Genomic DNA, 17,148 nt, shown 5'->3' with positions numbered 1-17,148 from the left:
TATTTTTCCATAATTAATTTACTAATATGTAACTGTTATGATGAAAAGTTCGCGGATGGAGTTGTTGGTATGAGTCGTCTTTTATCCAAAAAAATATTAGCTATTGTATTAGGGTGTGTTGGTTTGATAGGGATTGGATTTTTGTTAACTATTCCCCACTTGGTCACAAGTGACATGGTTAATATGCATGTTGATTTTTCAGAGGTGTATGCGGCAAATGATTATGGGCTAGAAAGTGATGTACTTAAGTTGGAAACTTTTGATGGACATAATGTCGTAACGTATTATGTTCCTGCTAGGGAGCCACAGGGGTCAATTATTTTTTTATCGGGTATTCATAATCCATCTGTTACAGCGTTCTACGGACACGCACAGTGGTTTCGTGATTTAGGATACGACAGTTATTTGCTAGAAATGAGAGCGCACGGTGAAAGCGACGGAGAGTTAATTTCTCTCGGTTATAAGGAAACCTTGGATGTAGATGCCGTTGTTAAGCATATTATGTCAAATGCAGAGATGGCTCAAAAGCCTATTGTTGTATATGGACTCTCTATGGGTGGATCGGTTGCAATTAATGCTATTGGTAATAATTCAGAGATTGATGGGTTAGTAAGCTTGTCTGCCTATTCATCATTTGAAGATAATTTTGCTGACAATATGCTTTTAATGGGAGCGCCAAAAGCGTATGTTTCAATTCAAAAGCCATTTGTGAAGCTATATACTAATTTTAAGTACGGCTGGCAAACAGCCCATCTCTCGCCAAAAGAACAAATTGCCAACCTTGGTTCACGACCTGCACTTTTGATTCATTCTACGGGAGACGACCAAGTTCCAATTGATAATATGAGTCGGATACTTAAAAACGCACCAGCACATGTTTTGTCTTGGGAAGTAGATGGCAATAAACATTTTATTCTTGATGATGAGGCGTTCTTTGCTCCTTGGACAGATGAAGAATACGCCAACAAAATCCAATCATTCTTTAAAGAAAACTTTTAAGGCAGGTGTGGGGACGGTCCCTTGCGCTTCCTGTCATGGAAAATTTATAAGGATGCATAAGAACCGTCCCTGTGCATCCTTCATTTGTAATCCTCTTCTGATAGAACCAACACTCAAAGTCCCTGCATTACCTCCTTTGTTTCTGTCCTGTTTCGATTCAGCCTTTCTCTCTCTCAAATGAGTTTTTGTCAACGTGAGATTAATTTCCCGACCTGTTTTCCACTCAATGCTCAACACTCATTTTTTATCTTTAACGACAATTGCTCAATATGAATTTATCTTCTCTAACTGCCTTTTTTCATAACACCATGAACTTATCAATCCTAACGTGACTATTTCTCAGCGCGAATTTATCATCGTAATCCAAACCCCCTGTCTGTGTTCTTAGTCAAAGCGAATTTTTCTTTCTCCGCCTACCTCTTTTCACAGCACCGAAATCTATTCATATCAGGTATCTAGCTTTCACAATGTTTCTCTTTCTTAAAACTCTATCTTTTTAAAGTCCATTCTTAACTATCGTAGCTTTCTACTAAATCGTTTCATAGTTCTATCAATCTCCCAATGAACTCTATCAATGGAGTTTTTTACTCTACCATTTCGCGTTTCTACTCTATCATTTTTCGACTAGACTGATGTGTTACTAGGAACTATAAAAATTAATAAGAATAGTAGGTGATAATATGACCCGGCAAGCTAGGGTGAAAAGTAGTACTGGTGTTTATCATGTTATTGTGAGAGGTGCTAATAAACAGGCGATTTTTCATGACGATGCGGATTGCCGAATGTTTCTTGATGCGCTGCACAAGTATAAAAGACGTACCGATTTGAAGGTGTTTGCTTGGTGCTTAATGAACAATCATGCTCATCTGCTTATAAAAGAAGGGCATGAATCAATTTCAGCAACGATGAAGCGTGTCGGTGTTAGTTATGTTTCGTATTACAATGAGAAATATGAGACGACAGGACATCTCTTTCAAGACAGGTTTCGAAGTGAAAATGTAGAAACGCGGGGTTACCTTTTAACAGTCACAAGGTATATTCATCAAAATCCTGTGAAAGCAGGGATGGTAAAAAAACCTGATGATTGGGAGTGGAGTAGCTGCGCAGAGTATTATGGTGAGATTACGTACCCAAGAGGATTGCTAGACCAATCTTACATTCTTGAGTTGTTCTCACCTGACCATGCTGTTGGAATGAGAGAGTTTAAAGTGTTCAACGAGGCATTTAATAGTGATGAGTGTCTCGAAGAAAGAGTAGAGAAAAGAAGACTGTCAGATGACGAGGCTAGGACACAGATTAAAAAACTACTATGTAATTTAAAAATCGCTCAAGTAAAAAGTCTTCCAAAGAAACAAAGAGATGAAATTTTAAGAGAGATGAAGTCTATTGACAGAATCTCACAACGTCAAGCTGCGAGAATTCTGGGCATTAGCCCAAACCTCTTCTACAAAGCATAGGCAAATTGGGGACGGTTCTCGTGCTGCCATGACGCTATCACTGTTGATAGAAGGAAGCGCGAGAACCGTCCCCGCACTGCCAAAATAAGAATAGAGTCTAGGTCCAAAGCCTTAAAAAGTTGTGCTAAAATGTTAATAAGCTTTTGGGTGTAAGAGCGCGATCAGCAGCATTACATTTTCCCCAATGCAATTTTCATATGTTGGAGGTTCAGACATGGTAGAAGAGAAGAAGCAGCTACTGCTAAAGAAATTCGAAAAGAAGCGCAAGCTTACATTCTGGTATGCCTTAATGCTAGATTTAATGGGTGCTGCTAGTTATGTAGTACCGATTTATGGAGAGTTAATTGACATTATCTGGGCCCCGATAAGTGCTGTTTTAATAAAAATTTTGTTTAAAGGCAGCAAAACTTTAACTCTTGTAGAAGAAGGAATCCCGTTTACAGATATCGTTCCTTCCGGTTTAATTAATTGGAATCGTTACTACAAAAAGAACGAGTTGAAAACGTTAGAAGAGTTTTTAAAAGAACATAAATCAAAAGAAGACATAGTATCTAATATGGTGAGTTAAGGAAGACTGGGGACGGTTCGAGACTGGTGAGAAAGTGACAGTTCAGATAAACAGAATGTAATCATTCACTATATGTTCTGCTTAGTTACAACTTTATCTCGTTAACAATTCTGCTGAATTCGACAAGGTACGACTTTTTCAGTGATCTCGGACGGTTCTCATGCTGCCAACAGGACAACCTGCCGGATGAATGTCTTAATTATATATGAATAATACTGCCTAATTGATGAATTTGTTATTTGCCGACTATAGCGGAATGGCTATAGACCATAACGAATATAACGGATGATAAATAAGAAACTCCAAGCTACCAAACTAATGGCAACAGATGCGTCAATCGTCGCTAAATCGTATTCATAACCCTGCAGCAGTTGGCACCATGAAAACTAGTACATTCAGTACATAGATGGACGATGTAGTGCATTTACTCATCTGAATTGCCTTTTAACATGAAAAAACGACAATAAAAAGCGAGCCCACCAAGTACATTAGTGCTTGGTGAATTTTTTATAATAGACTTCCAAGGGAGTAGAACGATGACTGTAAAAACCGACATAATATACTCTATTCATATGAATAAAATGATTAAGATTCAATATAATTCTTTTGGCAAGAAAACCACACGATTAATAGAGCCATACTATTTATTCATGTGGTGCAATCAGTACTATGTTACAAGCTACTGTCACTTGAGGAAAGAGCGGCGAACTTTTAAACTATCTAGAATTACTGAAAGAAATATGATAGATAATAAAAGTGAAAAATTTTTACCACCTTCATGTCTATTTGAGCTAGGCTTTTCGGAGAATGAAGATGTTCATGCGCAAATTGAACTAGTGGCGTATCCTCAGGAGGCGGAACAAACCTTAAAGGAACTAGGTTTCAACTTTTATGTGCAAGAGTATCCCAAAAAGATCAAGCTACCTAAGATGGGGTATGAAGCTATTTGTAGAAGTCCGCTTGAGGAGGCTGTTTTTTACCATTGGGAAGACGATACATCAGTTTCTCGGTACGACGTGGAGCCTTTTAAAATTGAATATACCTTTGATGGGAAAATTCATTCCTATGTTCCTGACGCCTTTCTTTATATGACTGACAATAAAAAGAAATTAATAGAGATAAAAGTCTCTGGTGATTTGGAGTTGCCTAAAAATAAGGCGAAATTTAAAGCCGCACAAGACTACTGCAAACATAACAATATTGAATTTGAGTTCTTTGGCGTAGAAGGTGGACGAACGTTTGCCAAACATAAATCTTCTTGGAAAACGATAGACAATCATGTTGGAAAAATAAACATGAAAACGCGAAGGAAAGACAACCAATATAATGATTTAAGAAAATTTCTTAAGGCGTACGAAGTAGGAGAAGATGTTTTTGTCTCTTTGGAGCAACTAAGGGAGCATGTTGGTGCTGGGTATCGTGAGAATCCGGAAGTTGCCAAAATGGAACAATACACAAGATTGATTAATGAACATGTATTTTTCATACTTGAAAATATAAACAATAAAGAGCAAGTAATAGAAAGACAAGCAGAGCTTATAGAACTTATAAGTGAAATAGAGGATGGGCATGAGTACAACTTTGAGAATTTAGTATTAGGTCATCAGTTAATCTCGATTGTCAAAGAAAACTATTACATTAATAGAAGAGATAGTGAAGGTTTTCAACATTATGTAGACGTTTTATCTATTTATTATGAAAAATATGTGTTAGAGAAAGAAGTTATATATAGAAGTATTAAGCTTGGATTTAGAGACATTTCTTGGGAAGTTGATAAAAAGATAAATAAGTTGCTTATACTAGATAAAATTTCACATGTGAATCCAAAAATATCAGACTATGCACAGGAACTTATATTAGGACTCTCAAGTCGTAGCATAAATGCTCTTAAAAGAAGATTGCGAGGTATAAAGGAAGGAAAGTTTTTGGATACAATAGATTTAGAAACGGCCATACAGAATAAATATATTATTTTGAAGGAAGAAAGCTACACTTCTTATTACTCTTATAAAACTTTCTGCCGTCAAAATAGATTGCCATTACTTAGTATTGTGCCGAAGACGAAAAAAGCTAACATAAAAATCGAATTTCTTGGTGATGGGACGGACGAATATTATGAGATCTATCACCATGTTGCTGAAAAGATAATAGAATCTTTATCAGCATATATAGGCAAATATATTCCAATATGTGCAGATTTTAATCGTGGAGTAAAAGTGGGATTTGACGTAACAATAGACAGATTGCCAGATTTTATTAAATACACTATCCCATTATTAACAGAATTCCAAGAAACAGTCCGATGAGGTACAGCAATATAGGGACGGTTCTCGTGCTGCCATGACGCTATTACGGTTGATAGAAGGATGCACGAGAACCGTCCCCGCACTTCCTAGGAGTTTTATGAGACTTTAGTATTTGTCGGAATTGATAGAAAATAGTCTGATAGGTTGATTGTTTGTTCTAGCAATTTCATGTACGTTTAAAGTATGTAATGATGAGCGAATATATTGAGTTTATTCGTTTCTCATTTGAAAAAGGCAAATCTACTGAAAGGTAGAGACGCAAAGTCACAGATCTACGGTTCCTTACTAAGATGGCTGGGCTACCAAATGAAGAATGGAGAAAAAACTCAAGGTTAATAGAGTTATTTTCGAGATTCTTCCTTTTTAAAAAATAGGAGGGATTTTTTTATGACGAAGAAAAGTGTACCATTCAACAAGAACGTTCGAAACGTATTAGCTTCTAGTGTTATCGCATCAATGTTTGCGCTAAGTGTAGGAGCTGGACAATCTTATGCGGAAGAACCGGAGTCAAACACAACGGTTGAAGTAGAGGAAGTAGCTACGCAGGATCAAACGGAAACTACAACAACGGATACTACAACGCAAGAAGAAGTTGTAACAACAGAAGAAGATACAACGGAAAGTTTAGAAGGCGGTACGACTGAATCAGAACTTGTAGATGAGCAGCCGATGGGAACTGAAGAAGTAGTAACTACAGAAGAATCAACAGAATCGGAAAAAGTGGATTCGACTAGTGAACAATTAGAGGATGCGGTTGAAGTAGATGAGGACGCAGAGATTGATGTGGTAGAAGAAGACACTCCTGCTTTGTTACCTGGTGACTTCTTTTATTTTACAAAGAAATTAATTGAAAATGTGCAGCTTGCTTTAACGTTTGATGAGGCAAAAGAGGCGGAGTTACTAGTTTCCTTTGCTGAAGAGAGAATTAAAGAGGCCGCGGCGCTTCTTATTCAGGGCGAGGAAGAGTTAGCAGGTGATGTGCTACAGCAAGCAATTGATCAGCAAGAATTAGCATTAGCAAAATATGAGAAAGCAGAAGAAGGGTTAATTGAAGAAGAAACTGCGGTAACTGAAGATGTTTATGAAGAAGAAGTTGAAACAGATCCAACTCTTTCTGATATAGAAGAGAAGTTTGCAGCAAACATTATTGCACTTCAAGCAGTACTTGAAAAAGTAGGCAACCCTACCGCTAAAGAAGCTATTCAAAAAAATATTGTAAAAGCTCAAGTGAAGCTTGAGAAGAAATTAAATAAAAAGTTAGCCAAGCTTGCAGATAAAGAACAAACCTTTGAAGATAAACTTGCTGAATTAGAGGCAGAGCTAGCTGCTGGTGAAATAGATCAAGAGGAATACAATGAAGAAGTGGCAGAGCTAAATGCAGAGTTAGCAGAGGAACAACTCGAAGCTTTAGAAGAAATCTCTGAAGAGGCTGAAGACATTCTAGAAGAAGCTGCTGAAGAAATAGAAGAGATTGACGAAGAGCTTGATGAAGATGACGTTGACGCGGACAAGTTAGATGAAGAAATTGATGAAGAGTCCGACTTAGAAGATGAAGAAGATACAGAAAAAGAAGAAGAAAGAACGGCTGCGGAAAAACAACAAGCTGCTATAAAGAAGCAAGAGGAAGCGGCTAAAAAAGCAGAAGAAAAGCAGCGCGAAGAAGCCGAGAAGAAAGCCGAAAAAGCACGTGAAGAAGTGAAGAAGCAAGAAGAAAAAGCACGAGAAGCGGCTAAAAAAGCAGAAGAAAAGCAGCGCGAAGAAGCCGAGAAGAAAGCCGAAAAAGCTCGTGAAGAAGTGAAGAAGCAAGAAGAAAAAGCACGAGAAGCGGCTAAAAAAGCTGAAGAAAAACAGCGCGAAGAAGCTGAGAAGAAAGCCGAAAAAAAGCGTGAAGAAATAAAGAAGCAAGAAGAAAAAGCTCGTGAAGAAGCCGAGAAAAAAGCTGAAGAAAAAGAACGAGAAGACAAAGAAGATAAAGAAGATAAAGAAGACAAGTCTAAAAAGCAAAAAGACGATGATGATAATGAAGACGAAGACAAAGACGAAGACAAATCTGAAAAGTCAAAAGGCAAGAAAGAAAAAGATGACGACGGTGAATAACATCTAAATTTGGCAGAGTGGGGACGGTTCTCATGCTTCCTTAGGAAGCATAAGAACCGTCCCCGTGTTTCGTCCCGTGATCACACCTGGCTGGCCAGCATCAATGAAGTGTGATCTATTTTAATTAGGTCCCACGATGTAACGATACCAATTGGTTTTTGTGTGGGAAGTCCTTTCTCGGTAATAAGAATAGCCTCTAATTTCTTGTTCTGGTCAAAGCTATCTTCATAAATAGCTTCAAGATCATAAATAGAACTCGTTCTACCGATGAAGTGAACATTATGCTTTTTTTCAAACGCTAGAATATCTTTCGCTTGTACTGATTGAATTGAAACTGAGTTTCCAGCAATATGCTTTGCCATCCACTTTGCAATTCCACCCTCTGTCAGTAATCCTTGAAATCCTGATTCATTATATATAGGAAACTGCGAATAACCAGTTTGAGTAATCATGTCCAAGATCTCTTCTAATGATGTAGAAGGATCAAACACTTTAACAGGCTGAGATGCAATTGACAACGCAAAAGGCGGTGTGTGGATTAAGTCTCTAATTTTTTCAATGTTAGCTACTACATCTTCATGTGGCTCAGCGATATAAAAGCTCTCGTTCACTTTGTTGTGTACAATCGCATTCCGCAGATATCCAAACTGCTTTAACGCATCGTAGTTGTATCGAATAACACTATGTAATTTTCTCGCGGCATATAATACATCACCGAATGGAGCAAAATCACGAGGGTCATTCGTTAATTGTTTTAACTTTATATGAATTTGATTAAACGCAGCCTCAAAGCGGGCTACTCTTTCTCCATGATTCGTTGTTGTCTTCACGATATCGCCTCCTGTATCTCTTGGTGCTTAATCTCCCCCGTGGTATCATTCAATCACGGTAGGGGCAGGTGCTACTATTATGTAGGGTCGCTTCACGGTAGCATGAGCGAGGAACTCTAATTGTGCTCTCCAATGCAGCGTAAGCACCATCCCCATACTGCCATCGAATACTGCGAAAGAATGGTCCTCATATTGCTCTCGAAGGCAGCGTAAGCACCATCCCCATACTGCCATCGAATACTGCGAAAGAACGGTCCTCATATTGCTCTCGAAGGCAGCATAAGAACCGTCCCCATGCTGCCGACCAAGCCCCATACTGCCAATTTACTATTCAGCTCTTTCTACGATATTACTAGAAATCCATCCTACTACTCCTGAGGAGGTTTCAACTTTATACCAAGTGACATTGCTTGAGCCTACCTCAGATTCTCCTAAAAATAACAAAGTATCCCCACTGCCGATGACAGCGATTTTTTCACCGTCCATCGATGGGGTGCGGCGAATTTTTCCGCCGTCATATTCACTTGTTAATTGTAAAAAAATGCTTGTGTCTTCCGAAGATGTCGCCGCCGTTTCTACACTTGAATCAGAATTTGAATCCTGTCTCCACTGATCATACACCGCTCTCGCTTCTTCAGTTGACAGCATGCTTAAAGAAAATGTTTCTACTAAAACAGTATGCTCCCATTCATGCCACGTTTGCCCGAGTTTTGTATCAGGCCATTTGTAAAAACTGAAGCCGACAGCGATAATTAGCAGTAAGACTACGCGGCGATAGCGTTTCACAATAATTTTGCGACTCATGTGCTGAACACTGCAGTTTTCCCGAGCGTTCATGAGTTTCCGTACGACACTCTCCATCACATCTTCAAGCTTATGCACAGACGGGAAATGTGTCACGCCTTTTTTAACACGAAATCCTACCACAAAACCGACAATGGACGTTGTCAAGCCAACTAATAACCCGACCAATCTTAGTAAAATCCATAGTACAACATTTCCAACCAAAACAGCTAAGCGAAACAAGACAAAGCGAAATATGATGAAAATGATAAATAGAATAATAGCCAAACGGACATAAGGGGGCATCATGAACCAATATACTGACGCGTTCATAGCTTGTTCCATTAATCCCAATCCTCTTCGTCGTTATCGTCACTTTTTTCTAACAGTTGTTTTGTTTGCCCCCAGTTTCCTTCAAGCTTCTTGTCTGCACTGTCGCGTTCTTTGTCCTCACCATACGCCAGTTGTGGCTGCGAATTAACTTGTGTGATTTCGCCCATTTTTTTCATGAGTTTTACCATATCCTCCACATCAGTATCTTCGGAGTTAATGACCTTTTCAAACACCATCTTTTGCATTTGCTTAATATCATTTTGTTGCGTTTGTAAATAAGAGAGTACTTCATCATTTGAAGCAGAGCCCTCAATTAATGCATCGATAATACCACCGCTACGGATTGCATCGCGCATTTTTCTTTTGCGTTCTTCCTCTTCATCCTTTTGCTTGCGTCTGCGCTCTTCTTCCTCTTCTTTTTCGCGCTTTTTCCGAACATCGTCGTCCTCAAGCTGCCACTCTGTCTGCTTTTTCTTTTGCTTTCTTTCAATTTCCATCTCAAGCTCAGTTAGTTCTTGCTTGCGCTTTAACTCAACGATTTTTTGATAATGCTCCCAATCCGCTTTACTTAAACGAGCACTCGCATGGAGCTCGGTTACCTCGTAGCCCATTCTCTCGATTTGTTCGACAATATCGGACTGCTGCTTCAATTTTTGAAACTGTGCTTTCACATCAGCAAAATCCTCAATTGAATAATCATCCGTAATAGGCTGAATCCAATATACTAAATTATCCTGCAAAAACTTTCCGCTATCCTTCACATCGTTTTCTACAATAGCAATCGGATCCTTAACCTTCACACCGACCTTTACGTTAATGTTAAAATAACGGCCAGGATCACTAGATGAATATTCGCGTTGGTGATTCACAGAAACAGAATTCATAGAAACGGTATAGCGTATCATATATTTCTTTGCCTTTAATTCGGATCTAGTAAGCTGTTCGCCGTCTTTCACTACACGATATTCGTCGTTTGCATTTTTATAAACATAGGCAATGGTGTTGCTAGAAATCGGTTCTTTTGAAAATAAACTATAAGTTACTCGTTCTACATCTTTAATTGCCAAAACAATTCTCCCCTTTACTCGTAAAAATAAATGTATGATACGCCACGAAACTTATGGTTGTAACAGTTGTTTTTCTTCACGTCAAAACAATTCAGTTCACTGGTAAGCTAGCCACATCCCTACATCTTCACCAACATTTCACATCTTCACCAGCATCTCGGCAATCGGCCTGTACGCATCATCATGCTGACGAAGGCCCTTGCGAACAAACTTCTCCAAGCGAATGCGCATACTATCAGCTTCAGATTCATAAATAGCATGTAACACACCACTAATCGTCTCAACATTCGCACGCTTCCCACCAGCTCTTTGAATCCACTCATCTAGCATTGCTAGCATTGTTTTTCTAGTCATCGTATGCTGTAAATTGTCTGCGATAAATGGCACCCAAAAGTGCTCCAGAAAAGAAGGCTGGGCCCGGAAAAATAGGGCAGGAACCGGTTGGAACACAGATTGCGCAAAGCGAAACACAGGCTGCAACTCGTCTTTAGGCGTTCGTTCAAACCACTCGACCCAATGCCGAATATAAATTTTTTCATATTGTGTATCCCATAACGCGATCTTTGTTAGCTGCTGCATCGTTCGCTGAATAACATTATGCAAACTGCGGTTGCTTGTCCCATACGCACTCCGGATCATTTTTAAACTAGCAGGATAATACTTCGCACCAAGCTCGGAGCTTAACAGCATCATCGCAGTCCATTGCAGGTGACTATTATTACGAAGCCCCGCCCAAGCTTTTACTAAGTTGAACACTGGATATGTCCACTCACTATCAGCAGCTAATAATTCGAGAGTGCGAACGGCCAACATCCGCTCTGGAACAGCATTTGATTGTGCCCAAGGCTGTACAAAGCTCATGCGAATCGTTGGGAAATCAATTTTCAGCAATTCCACAACGATTGAAATGACTTTGTCCTCAATTCCTTTTCGCTTAGACGATAACAGCTCATGCAGCCATTCAATTATAGCCGACTGGTAACGAGGATATTGAAGCCAAACGTATTGCCACACATAGGACGCATCCTCCGGCACGACGAACCGCACCTTATCCTGCGCTAAGTGACCGACTTCAAACTGACTTAACTCTTTTTTTACAGTCGCATGGAACAACGCTAAATATTCATCGCGGCTCGGCAAAAGTCGCGCTGCCGGTTCTTCTCCTAGGTAACTAGCAAATCGTCGTTGCAGTCCTTGGGCTAGCTTCGTAATTTCATTGAATGTGAGCCCTTCGAACAATCCTAAAGCAAGATAGAAGGCGATGTCTTCTTGTGATCGCTCCACTTGAAACCACGCCTCAATTCGTTTTAATACATTCGTTTGTAACGATTGAAGCAAGCCTTCCTCTGTAATGTCCCCTTGTAAAAATTGCTGTATCTTTTGAGCCAATGCACTAACATCACGCGGTAAAGGATTAGCCTGTCGTATTATGCTCAACGTTCGCTCCGACAGCCAAGTCTCGAATGTCCCCACTAGCTCCTCATTATGAGAGACAAAGTTAACATGCTTTCTGAGCATATCCTCCACCTGTTTCGGCGCACTAACCTTATGGGAATACAATTGGAGAAACGGCTCTGTCGCTTCTTTTTTCATAATAAAAATAAGAAATGAATCCTTCGCACTCACATGCTCGATATAATCTAAAAACGCGTGCTCAGAAACGGTATCAAACCAATCCTCTGAATCTATTTCTAAAATAAAACCAGCCTGCTCTCGCACCGTTAATTTTAAAAGCTCCTTCGGCTTCACATCTTTAGATATCTCATAAATATGCTGAACTTGTAAGTTCTGTAGCAAGCTTATAGCGGCAGAGTATTTGCCTGTGTGCTGACTATGATGCAAGCAAATAAAATGATCACGAGCAAGCTGACTTTTCATACTAGTAAAACGTTCAGGCTCTACAAAAGTTTGTTGCACTATCTGTAGTTGAGTTGTATGTAATTGATAAAGCTCCACACCTGGGGCATTTTTCAAGACAACAGGTCTATTCAAACGCTGCTTTTCAGTTACTTCCACTTCGTTCGTGTGGCTGCCATGATGAATTTCTTCTAACTCAATAATTAGCTGATCAAGCGCCTCCGATAAAGCGGCATATTTGCCAACATTAAGATGTTGAATATTACATAGAAGTAGCAGCAGGGAGTCCGGTACATCCGTTCCATCCAACATAATCGGGACAATCGGGATATTAAAGCGAAGCGCTAAATCAATTTCCTTTGGTACCATGCTTGAAGCACCAACTTGCTCCGTAATAATAACAACGAGCGCCTCCACCTTGTGCTTTAAATCCTGTACAATTCTCGTCTGATAATGCTGCCCAAGCGGAATATCCCTTGGCGCATACCAGCATGGGATATCACGTTCCTCTAAATATTGTGCAATCTCTACCATCTCATCAAAATCGGCCGAATTATGACTTAAAAACACGACCTTTCTTTGCTGTTCGTCTTGCATTGTCTCACCCCTTTAAAGCTAAATATTGATCAGCTGTCCAAAAGCCTCCACTGATCGCCCGCCCTTCATCATTTACTCGTGGTGTTGTTATTATGTACGTCTGTCTGTTAGGAACATAACCGGACCATACCCCTTCATCCGGAAAGCCCTCAAACTGACACCGAACAATATGTGCTGTCCCACCGGGCAGTTCTTTTTTAAAATTAAGGTCCCATAATGCTAGTAAAATATCGCTAGTTTGCGCAACGTAGCTTCCCACATTGTAATATCCACTACCTTCCACGACGTATGCTGCCACCGCCTGTGCGCATAACGCGTCAAACTCGTCCTTGGACGAAGTTGTCACAAAATCGCGCACGTACCTCTCTCTTTCAAACGGAAGTGGTACTTCTAGATTGATCCCATGCTCAAGCGCCGCATGCGCAGCCAAGCGATCCGCCCCCTCCGCGAGTGGCGAAACAAAGCGAACCGACTCACGGGGATAGGCGAGAGTAATATATTTGAAAAATCGTTCAAGTTCAAGCTTGATGGCAGGAAGAGAATCGGGATGAATTTTGCGGTGTCCCGTTACGCCAATTCGCCAAATTTTGTTGTGCTTATCTATGTTCGTCATGCTGTCAGTCCTTTTTTCTGAATTCCGAACTTAGGTGTGCTCTTGACCATGGCCGTCCTCAATCCGGGAAAGATGATATTCCTCCTAGAAAGTTGGTTCAGTCGATGCAACCAACAAATAGAGATTCATATCATGAGCCCACAAATTACAGCCTCGAAGTCTGGCTCTCGTTACTCACTTTTCTTAACAACAAGATCGTACCCAATAAATTGGTACACATCATATAAATTGCGAATCGTGTCACGATCATACTCTTTAAACGGCTTACGAGTGATCTCACACACACGGTCCAACTCGTCCCATGACACAAGACATCCATGTAATCGTTTATCCTCATCCTTATGACTGTTAGGAGGTGCGATATCTGTTTTCACATCCCAGCTTCTCATAAAATGAAACGCATTCCAGCGTTCATGCTCTATTTCGGCAAGCGCCTCAATTTTGCCCTCTATATACTGAAGAAACTCATGCTTTGTTAATTTATCAGGATGATTCTCGTTCTTTTTCACCTTATCCAACTCAAGCAGGAGCAGCTTCGTATCAGCATGATTCATCTGATTGCGATTCGACTCTCGATTAAGATCCGAAAGCGCTAGCCAATCGTCCTGCACCTCTTGCAACTCCATATATTTCGTATGAACGAGCTTCGCAAGCTTCGTAAGTGTCTCGTTAATAAAGTAATCCTCATTTAACACGTCCTCATAATAGCCAAATCGAAACACTCTATCATATTCAAACGTATTTGTATGTACCCATTTGCTGATATGCGCCTCCGCCTTCATTTTTATAAAAATAGGAAGCTGAGGGTACTGCTTACATAAATCAATACCTTCCATCAAATCAGCATAATCATCTTGCAAACAAATAAAAACATGTGTCGGGTTGTACTCCGCAACAGCAGCATTTAAAGCCTCTGTTGACACATCAAAGGGACGAAAGCGCATAGTCGCTACTTTATCAGCTCGCGGATATTGACGATACCAAAGCGCCTTCAGCCTCTCAGCCTCTTTATCTAACACCGTAATCTGAAGCCTTTCCCTTGGCAGAAAGTGCGCACGCTCAATCGCCTGGACTGCCACCTGCTGCCCTGTCTGTCCAAAGCCAACAAACAACATATGCAGCGGCGCACTATCGGCGTCTTTCACGCGGTCTTCGTAATATTTATATAACGGATGATCATTTAACAGCTTCTCAGCCATTAAACTATGCACATTCACCGTCCTAACAGGCACTGGAAACGCACCATGATTCACCGTGAAATCGCGCTTAATATCCTCATAAAGTAAATATGACTGCTGATGATGCAAATGCAAAATAACTTCTAGCTTAGACGTTTTATTTTTTAAAAAGTCAATAAGTCCTACGATTTCGTCTAAGTTTTGGGAATCATCTTCATGCAATAAAATAAAGTATTTCGCACGTTTCAAGGCTAGTTTATGAAAAAGCAGAGATTTATCACGCGCACTTAAGATTGTTATCACACCCAACTGATGAAGAAAATCCTCTTCAATCGAGTCTTCATCGTCACTAATAACAATCACTCGTTTCCCGTTTTTTCGTAAGCTGTTAATTAGAGCTTTGCTCTTGTGATTATAGCCAACAATAATATAGTGATTTCCAAGTACTTTATAGCCAAACAGCTTGATTGATTGACCTAACATGCGGTAAGCAATTTGTAGAATAGTCGCAATGGTTGTTGCAGCGGCGCTCCAACGAGCGATTTCAATGGATAAAGGATAGTGGATGTGTTTCCCGAGTGTTGGTGCAAACACATTGTCCGTATCTAAAATAAACAAACGAATCGTTGAATAAAGGGCATTGACCCCACTGTACCGACCAGCCTCAGTAGCTATCGACTCAAAATAAAACCCATAAAAGCCTGTTAACATTGCCAATGTAAACAAGAAAACCTGCAAATAAAAGGCCCTCTTCACAAACAGTAGCAATGGCGTGATGCCTAAAAAAATCGACAACGTCACCACCAAACCAAATGACGGCTCCCGGTCAACCCACCACACACTCCAAAGCCCCCCAGCGAGCAACACTATCAAAATAACATTCACAAAAAACAACCTTCTCACACCAAACAACCTCCAATTGGCAGCATGGGGACGGTTCTCATCCTGCCAGGGCAAGATGAGAACCGTCCCCATGCATCCGACACTAGTCGAAAGTATTAGACAAAAAAGACTACAATATGACAATTATACAAAGAAAAATAGGTATCTGTCACTACCATAATGGCAGAGTGGGGACGGTTCTCATGCATCCAAAGAAAAGTGGCAGAGTGGGGCCGGCTCTTATGCATCCAAAGAAAAGTGGCAGAGAGGAGACAGTCTTTATGCTTCAAAGTATAGTTTGAATTAACAAGATATGAACGGAACGGACATGCAAACAGCTGTAAGCTTATCTAACAGGACCCTCTCATACTTCTATGTCCAAAGTATTGGAAAGCGTGCACAAGAACCGTCCCTTTGTCACCTTCTACCTATGTTATTTGATATACTACATATACTATATTGCTTCATGTTAAGGAGAATTTTATCTATGCTAGAAACCTTTATGCAACAAACTATGAATCTATTAAAATACTCAGATATTCGCCTACACACGGTGGAGAACCGAGCTGTGAGGTTAGAAGAGAAAGGGCGTTTCACATTATTTTTAGAAGGAGATGAAGTCGTTACTAGATCGCGTATAGAAGACAATATTACCGTGCAAATTATGCTGTTTTTCACGCTGTTAGATGCTAAGATTGATACGATGTATCCACGTTTAGAAGGCTGCAGCCTGAAGCATAAGTATCACTCGCTACCTAATGACTCGGATGACAACGTTATTTTTAGCCAAGTATATAGGCTGTTACGCATACTTCGTAACAATGCTATTCATACTATGTCATCTACGACGATTGAAGATAATATCATCAAAAGCAGCGGAAAATATGATCGAGTACATATTACGAAGATGGGCTACGAGCTTCTCGCTTCTATTGTTTACTATATAATGGCGCCTAACAAAAACGAAAATAGGAATTATCGTAGCGCCATATTAAGAAGCTATTATGATGACTTACAGACGGAAATTTTGTTCCAGGAAGATGACATCAACGTCAACCAGCTCCTTCCGTTATCAAATGCTGTGCGTTTAAAGAGAAGTGTGCGATACAAAGTAACAAACACTGAATTTATTGTTGACCAAGATTCTCTAACCATCACAAGACCTTATGAACTTACCTATAAAAATGAACATAACTGGGCGGGCGTCGATTATGAAATCCAGTATGAGGGTAGTACATATGTAGTTCCAAGTGAAGTTTTGAATTTGAATGGAAAATTGACAATTTCACGAGAGAACTTGGAGTCTTGGGCTCTTGACCATTAAGGCAGAGTGGGGACGGTTCTCGTGCTTCCTTCCTGCATAGGGTCGGCAGCACGAAAACCGTACGAGAGCAGTGAAGAGTCATTGCTTGTTGCATTCTGTATGCAAAATTGTTAACGAGATATAGGTGTAAGTAAGAAGCTAATCAACTACATATAGTAGGTGAATAGCTTCTACTTTTCCTGTCACTTTCACAAGACTCAATCGTTTCTCATGCTTTCTCTGTCTAACACAAAAGGATGCATAAGAACCGTCCCCGT

General features: G+C 40.1%; 12 protein-coding genes and 1 riboswitch. Of the genes, 6 read left to right on the top strand and 6 right to left on the bottom strand.

What is annotated here, in order from left to right:
- Positions 1-69: 69 nt before the first annotated feature.
- The 5 genes from EJF36_RS18875 to EJF36_RS18855 all read left to right on the top strand — a co-directional run bounded on the left by EJF36_RS18875 (position 70) and on the right by EJF36_RS18855 (position 7,427).
- Positions 70-999, top strand: coding sequence for an alpha/beta hydrolase (locus EJF36_RS18875; RefSeq protein ID WP_125907782.1), 930 nt, complete (start codon positions 70-72; stop codon positions 997-999).
- A 680-nt stretch (positions 1,000-1,679) separates the two neighbouring features.
- Positions 1,680-2,456: an REP-associated tyrosine transposase gene (locus EJF36_RS18870; RefSeq protein ID WP_125907781.1), complete on the top strand. Its 777-nt coding sequence runs from the start codon at positions 1,680-1,682 to the stop codon at positions 2,454-2,456.
- Between the two features lie 214 nt (positions 2,457-2,670).
- Positions 2,671-3,024 carry a hypothetical protein gene (locus EJF36_RS18865; protein WP_125907780.1) on the top strand — a complete coding sequence of 118 codons (354 nt, stop codon included), beginning with the start codon at positions 2,671-2,673 and terminating at the stop codon, positions 3,022-3,024.
- 536 nt (positions 3,025-3,560) lie between these two features.
- On the top strand, positions 3,561-5,330 hold the full coding sequence (locus EJF36_RS18860) for a WYL domain-containing protein (protein ID WP_125907779.1): 1,770 nt from the start codon (positions 3,561-3,563) through the stop codon (positions 5,328-5,330).
- Positions 5,331-5,553: 223 nt separating this feature from the next.
- Positions 5,554-5,637: riboswitch (cyclic di-GMP riboswitch) on the top strand.
- A gap of 80 nt (positions 5,638-5,717) precedes the next feature.
- Positions 5,718-7,427 carry a DUF5667 domain-containing protein gene (locus EJF36_RS18855; protein WP_125907778.1) on the top strand — a complete coding sequence of 570 codons (1,710 nt, stop codon included), beginning with the start codon at positions 5,718-5,720 and terminating at the stop codon, positions 7,425-7,427.
- Between the two features lie 80 nt (positions 7,428-7,507).
- Here the strand turns inward: EJF36_RS18855 and EJF36_RS18850 are convergent, their stop codons facing one another.
- The 6 genes from EJF36_RS18850 to EJF36_RS18825 form a co-directional block, all read right to left on the bottom strand.
- Entirely contained in the window at positions 7,508-8,257 is a 750-nt protein-coding gene (locus EJF36_RS18850; RefSeq protein WP_185806972.1) for a CBS domain-containing protein, read from the bottom strand.
- 327 nt (positions 8,258-8,584) lie between these two features.
- Positions 8,585-9,385, bottom strand: coding sequence for an SH3 domain-containing protein (locus EJF36_RS18845; protein WP_125907776.1), 801 nt, complete (start codon positions 9,383-9,385; stop codon positions 8,585-8,587).
- The gene (locus EJF36_RS18840) at positions 9,385-10,440 is read right to left on the bottom strand and encodes a hypothetical protein (protein WP_125907775.1); all 1,056 of its coding nucleotides are present in this window, start codon (positions 10,438-10,440) and stop codon (positions 9,385-9,387) included. Before EJF36_RS18840 ends, EJF36_RS18845 begins: the two co-directional genes overlap by 1 nt.
- Positions 10,441-10,578: 138 nt before the next feature.
- Positions 10,579-12,894 carry a toll/interleukin-1 receptor domain-containing protein gene (locus EJF36_RS18835; RefSeq protein WP_125907774.1) on the bottom strand — a complete coding sequence of 772 codons (2,316 nt, stop codon included), beginning with the start codon at positions 12,892-12,894 and terminating at the stop codon, positions 10,579-10,581.
- Positions 12,895-12,898: 4 nt separating this feature from the next.
- On the bottom strand, positions 12,899-13,324 hold the full coding sequence (locus EJF36_RS18830) for a hypothetical protein (protein ID WP_125907773.1): 426 nt from the start codon (positions 13,322-13,324) through the stop codon (positions 12,899-12,901).
- A 353-nt stretch (positions 13,325-13,677) separates the two neighbouring features.
- The gene (locus EJF36_RS18825; RefSeq protein WP_185806971.1) at positions 13,678-15,588 is read right to left on the bottom strand and encodes an NAD-binding protein; all 1,911 of its coding nucleotides are present in this window, start codon (positions 15,586-15,588) and stop codon (positions 13,678-13,680) included.
- Between the two features lie 466 nt (positions 15,589-16,054).
- Here EJF36_RS18825 and EJF36_RS18820 point away from each other — a divergent pair, with 466 nt between their 5' ends.
- A complete protein-coding gene (locus tag EJF36_RS18820) occupies positions 16,055-16,891 on the top strand; it encodes a hypothetical protein (protein ID WP_125907771.1) in 837 nt (278 codons plus the stop codon).
- Positions 16,892-17,148 lie beyond the last annotated feature (257 nt).

The organism is Bacillus sp. HMF5848 (assembly GCF_003944835.1).
Classification (GTDB): Bacteria; Bacillota; Bacilli; order Bacillales; family HMF5848; genus HMF5848.
The sequence above is the reverse complement of the archived record's forward strand: the minus strand, read 5'-3'. Positions and strand labels throughout refer to the sequence as shown.

Excerpts from the sequence above, each read along its gene's own strand:
- EJF36_RS18835 (WP_125907774.1), bottom strand. The coding sequence starts at position 12,894 with ATGCAAGACGAACAGCAAAGAAAGGTCGTGTTTTTAAGTCATAATTCG.
- EJF36_RS18870 (WP_125907781.1), top strand. The coding sequence starts at position 1,680 with ATGACCCGGCAAGCTAGGGTGAAAAGTAGTACTGGTGTTTATCATGTT.
- EJF36_RS18820 (WP_125907771.1), top strand. The coding sequence starts at position 16,055 with ATGCTAGAAACCTTTATGCAACAAACTATGAATCTATTAAAATACTCA.
- EJF36_RS18875 (WP_125907782.1), top strand. The coding sequence starts at position 70 with ATGAGTCGTCTTTTATCCAAAAAAATATTAGCTATTGTATTAGGGTGT.
- EJF36_RS18845 (WP_125907776.1), bottom strand. The coding sequence starts at position 9,385 with ATGGAACAAGCTATGAACGCGTCAGTATATTGGTTCATGATGCCCCCT.
- EJF36_RS18860 (WP_125907779.1), top strand. The coding sequence starts at position 3,561 with ATGACTGTAAAAACCGACATAATATACTCTATTCATATGAATAAAATG.
- EJF36_RS18855 (WP_125907778.1), top strand. The coding sequence starts at position 5,718 with ATGACGAAGAAAAGTGTACCATTCAACAAGAACGTTCGAAACGTATTA.
- EJF36_RS18865 (WP_125907780.1), top strand. The coding sequence starts at position 2,671 with ATGGTAGAAGAGAAGAAGCAGCTACTGCTAAAGAAATTCGAAAAGAAG.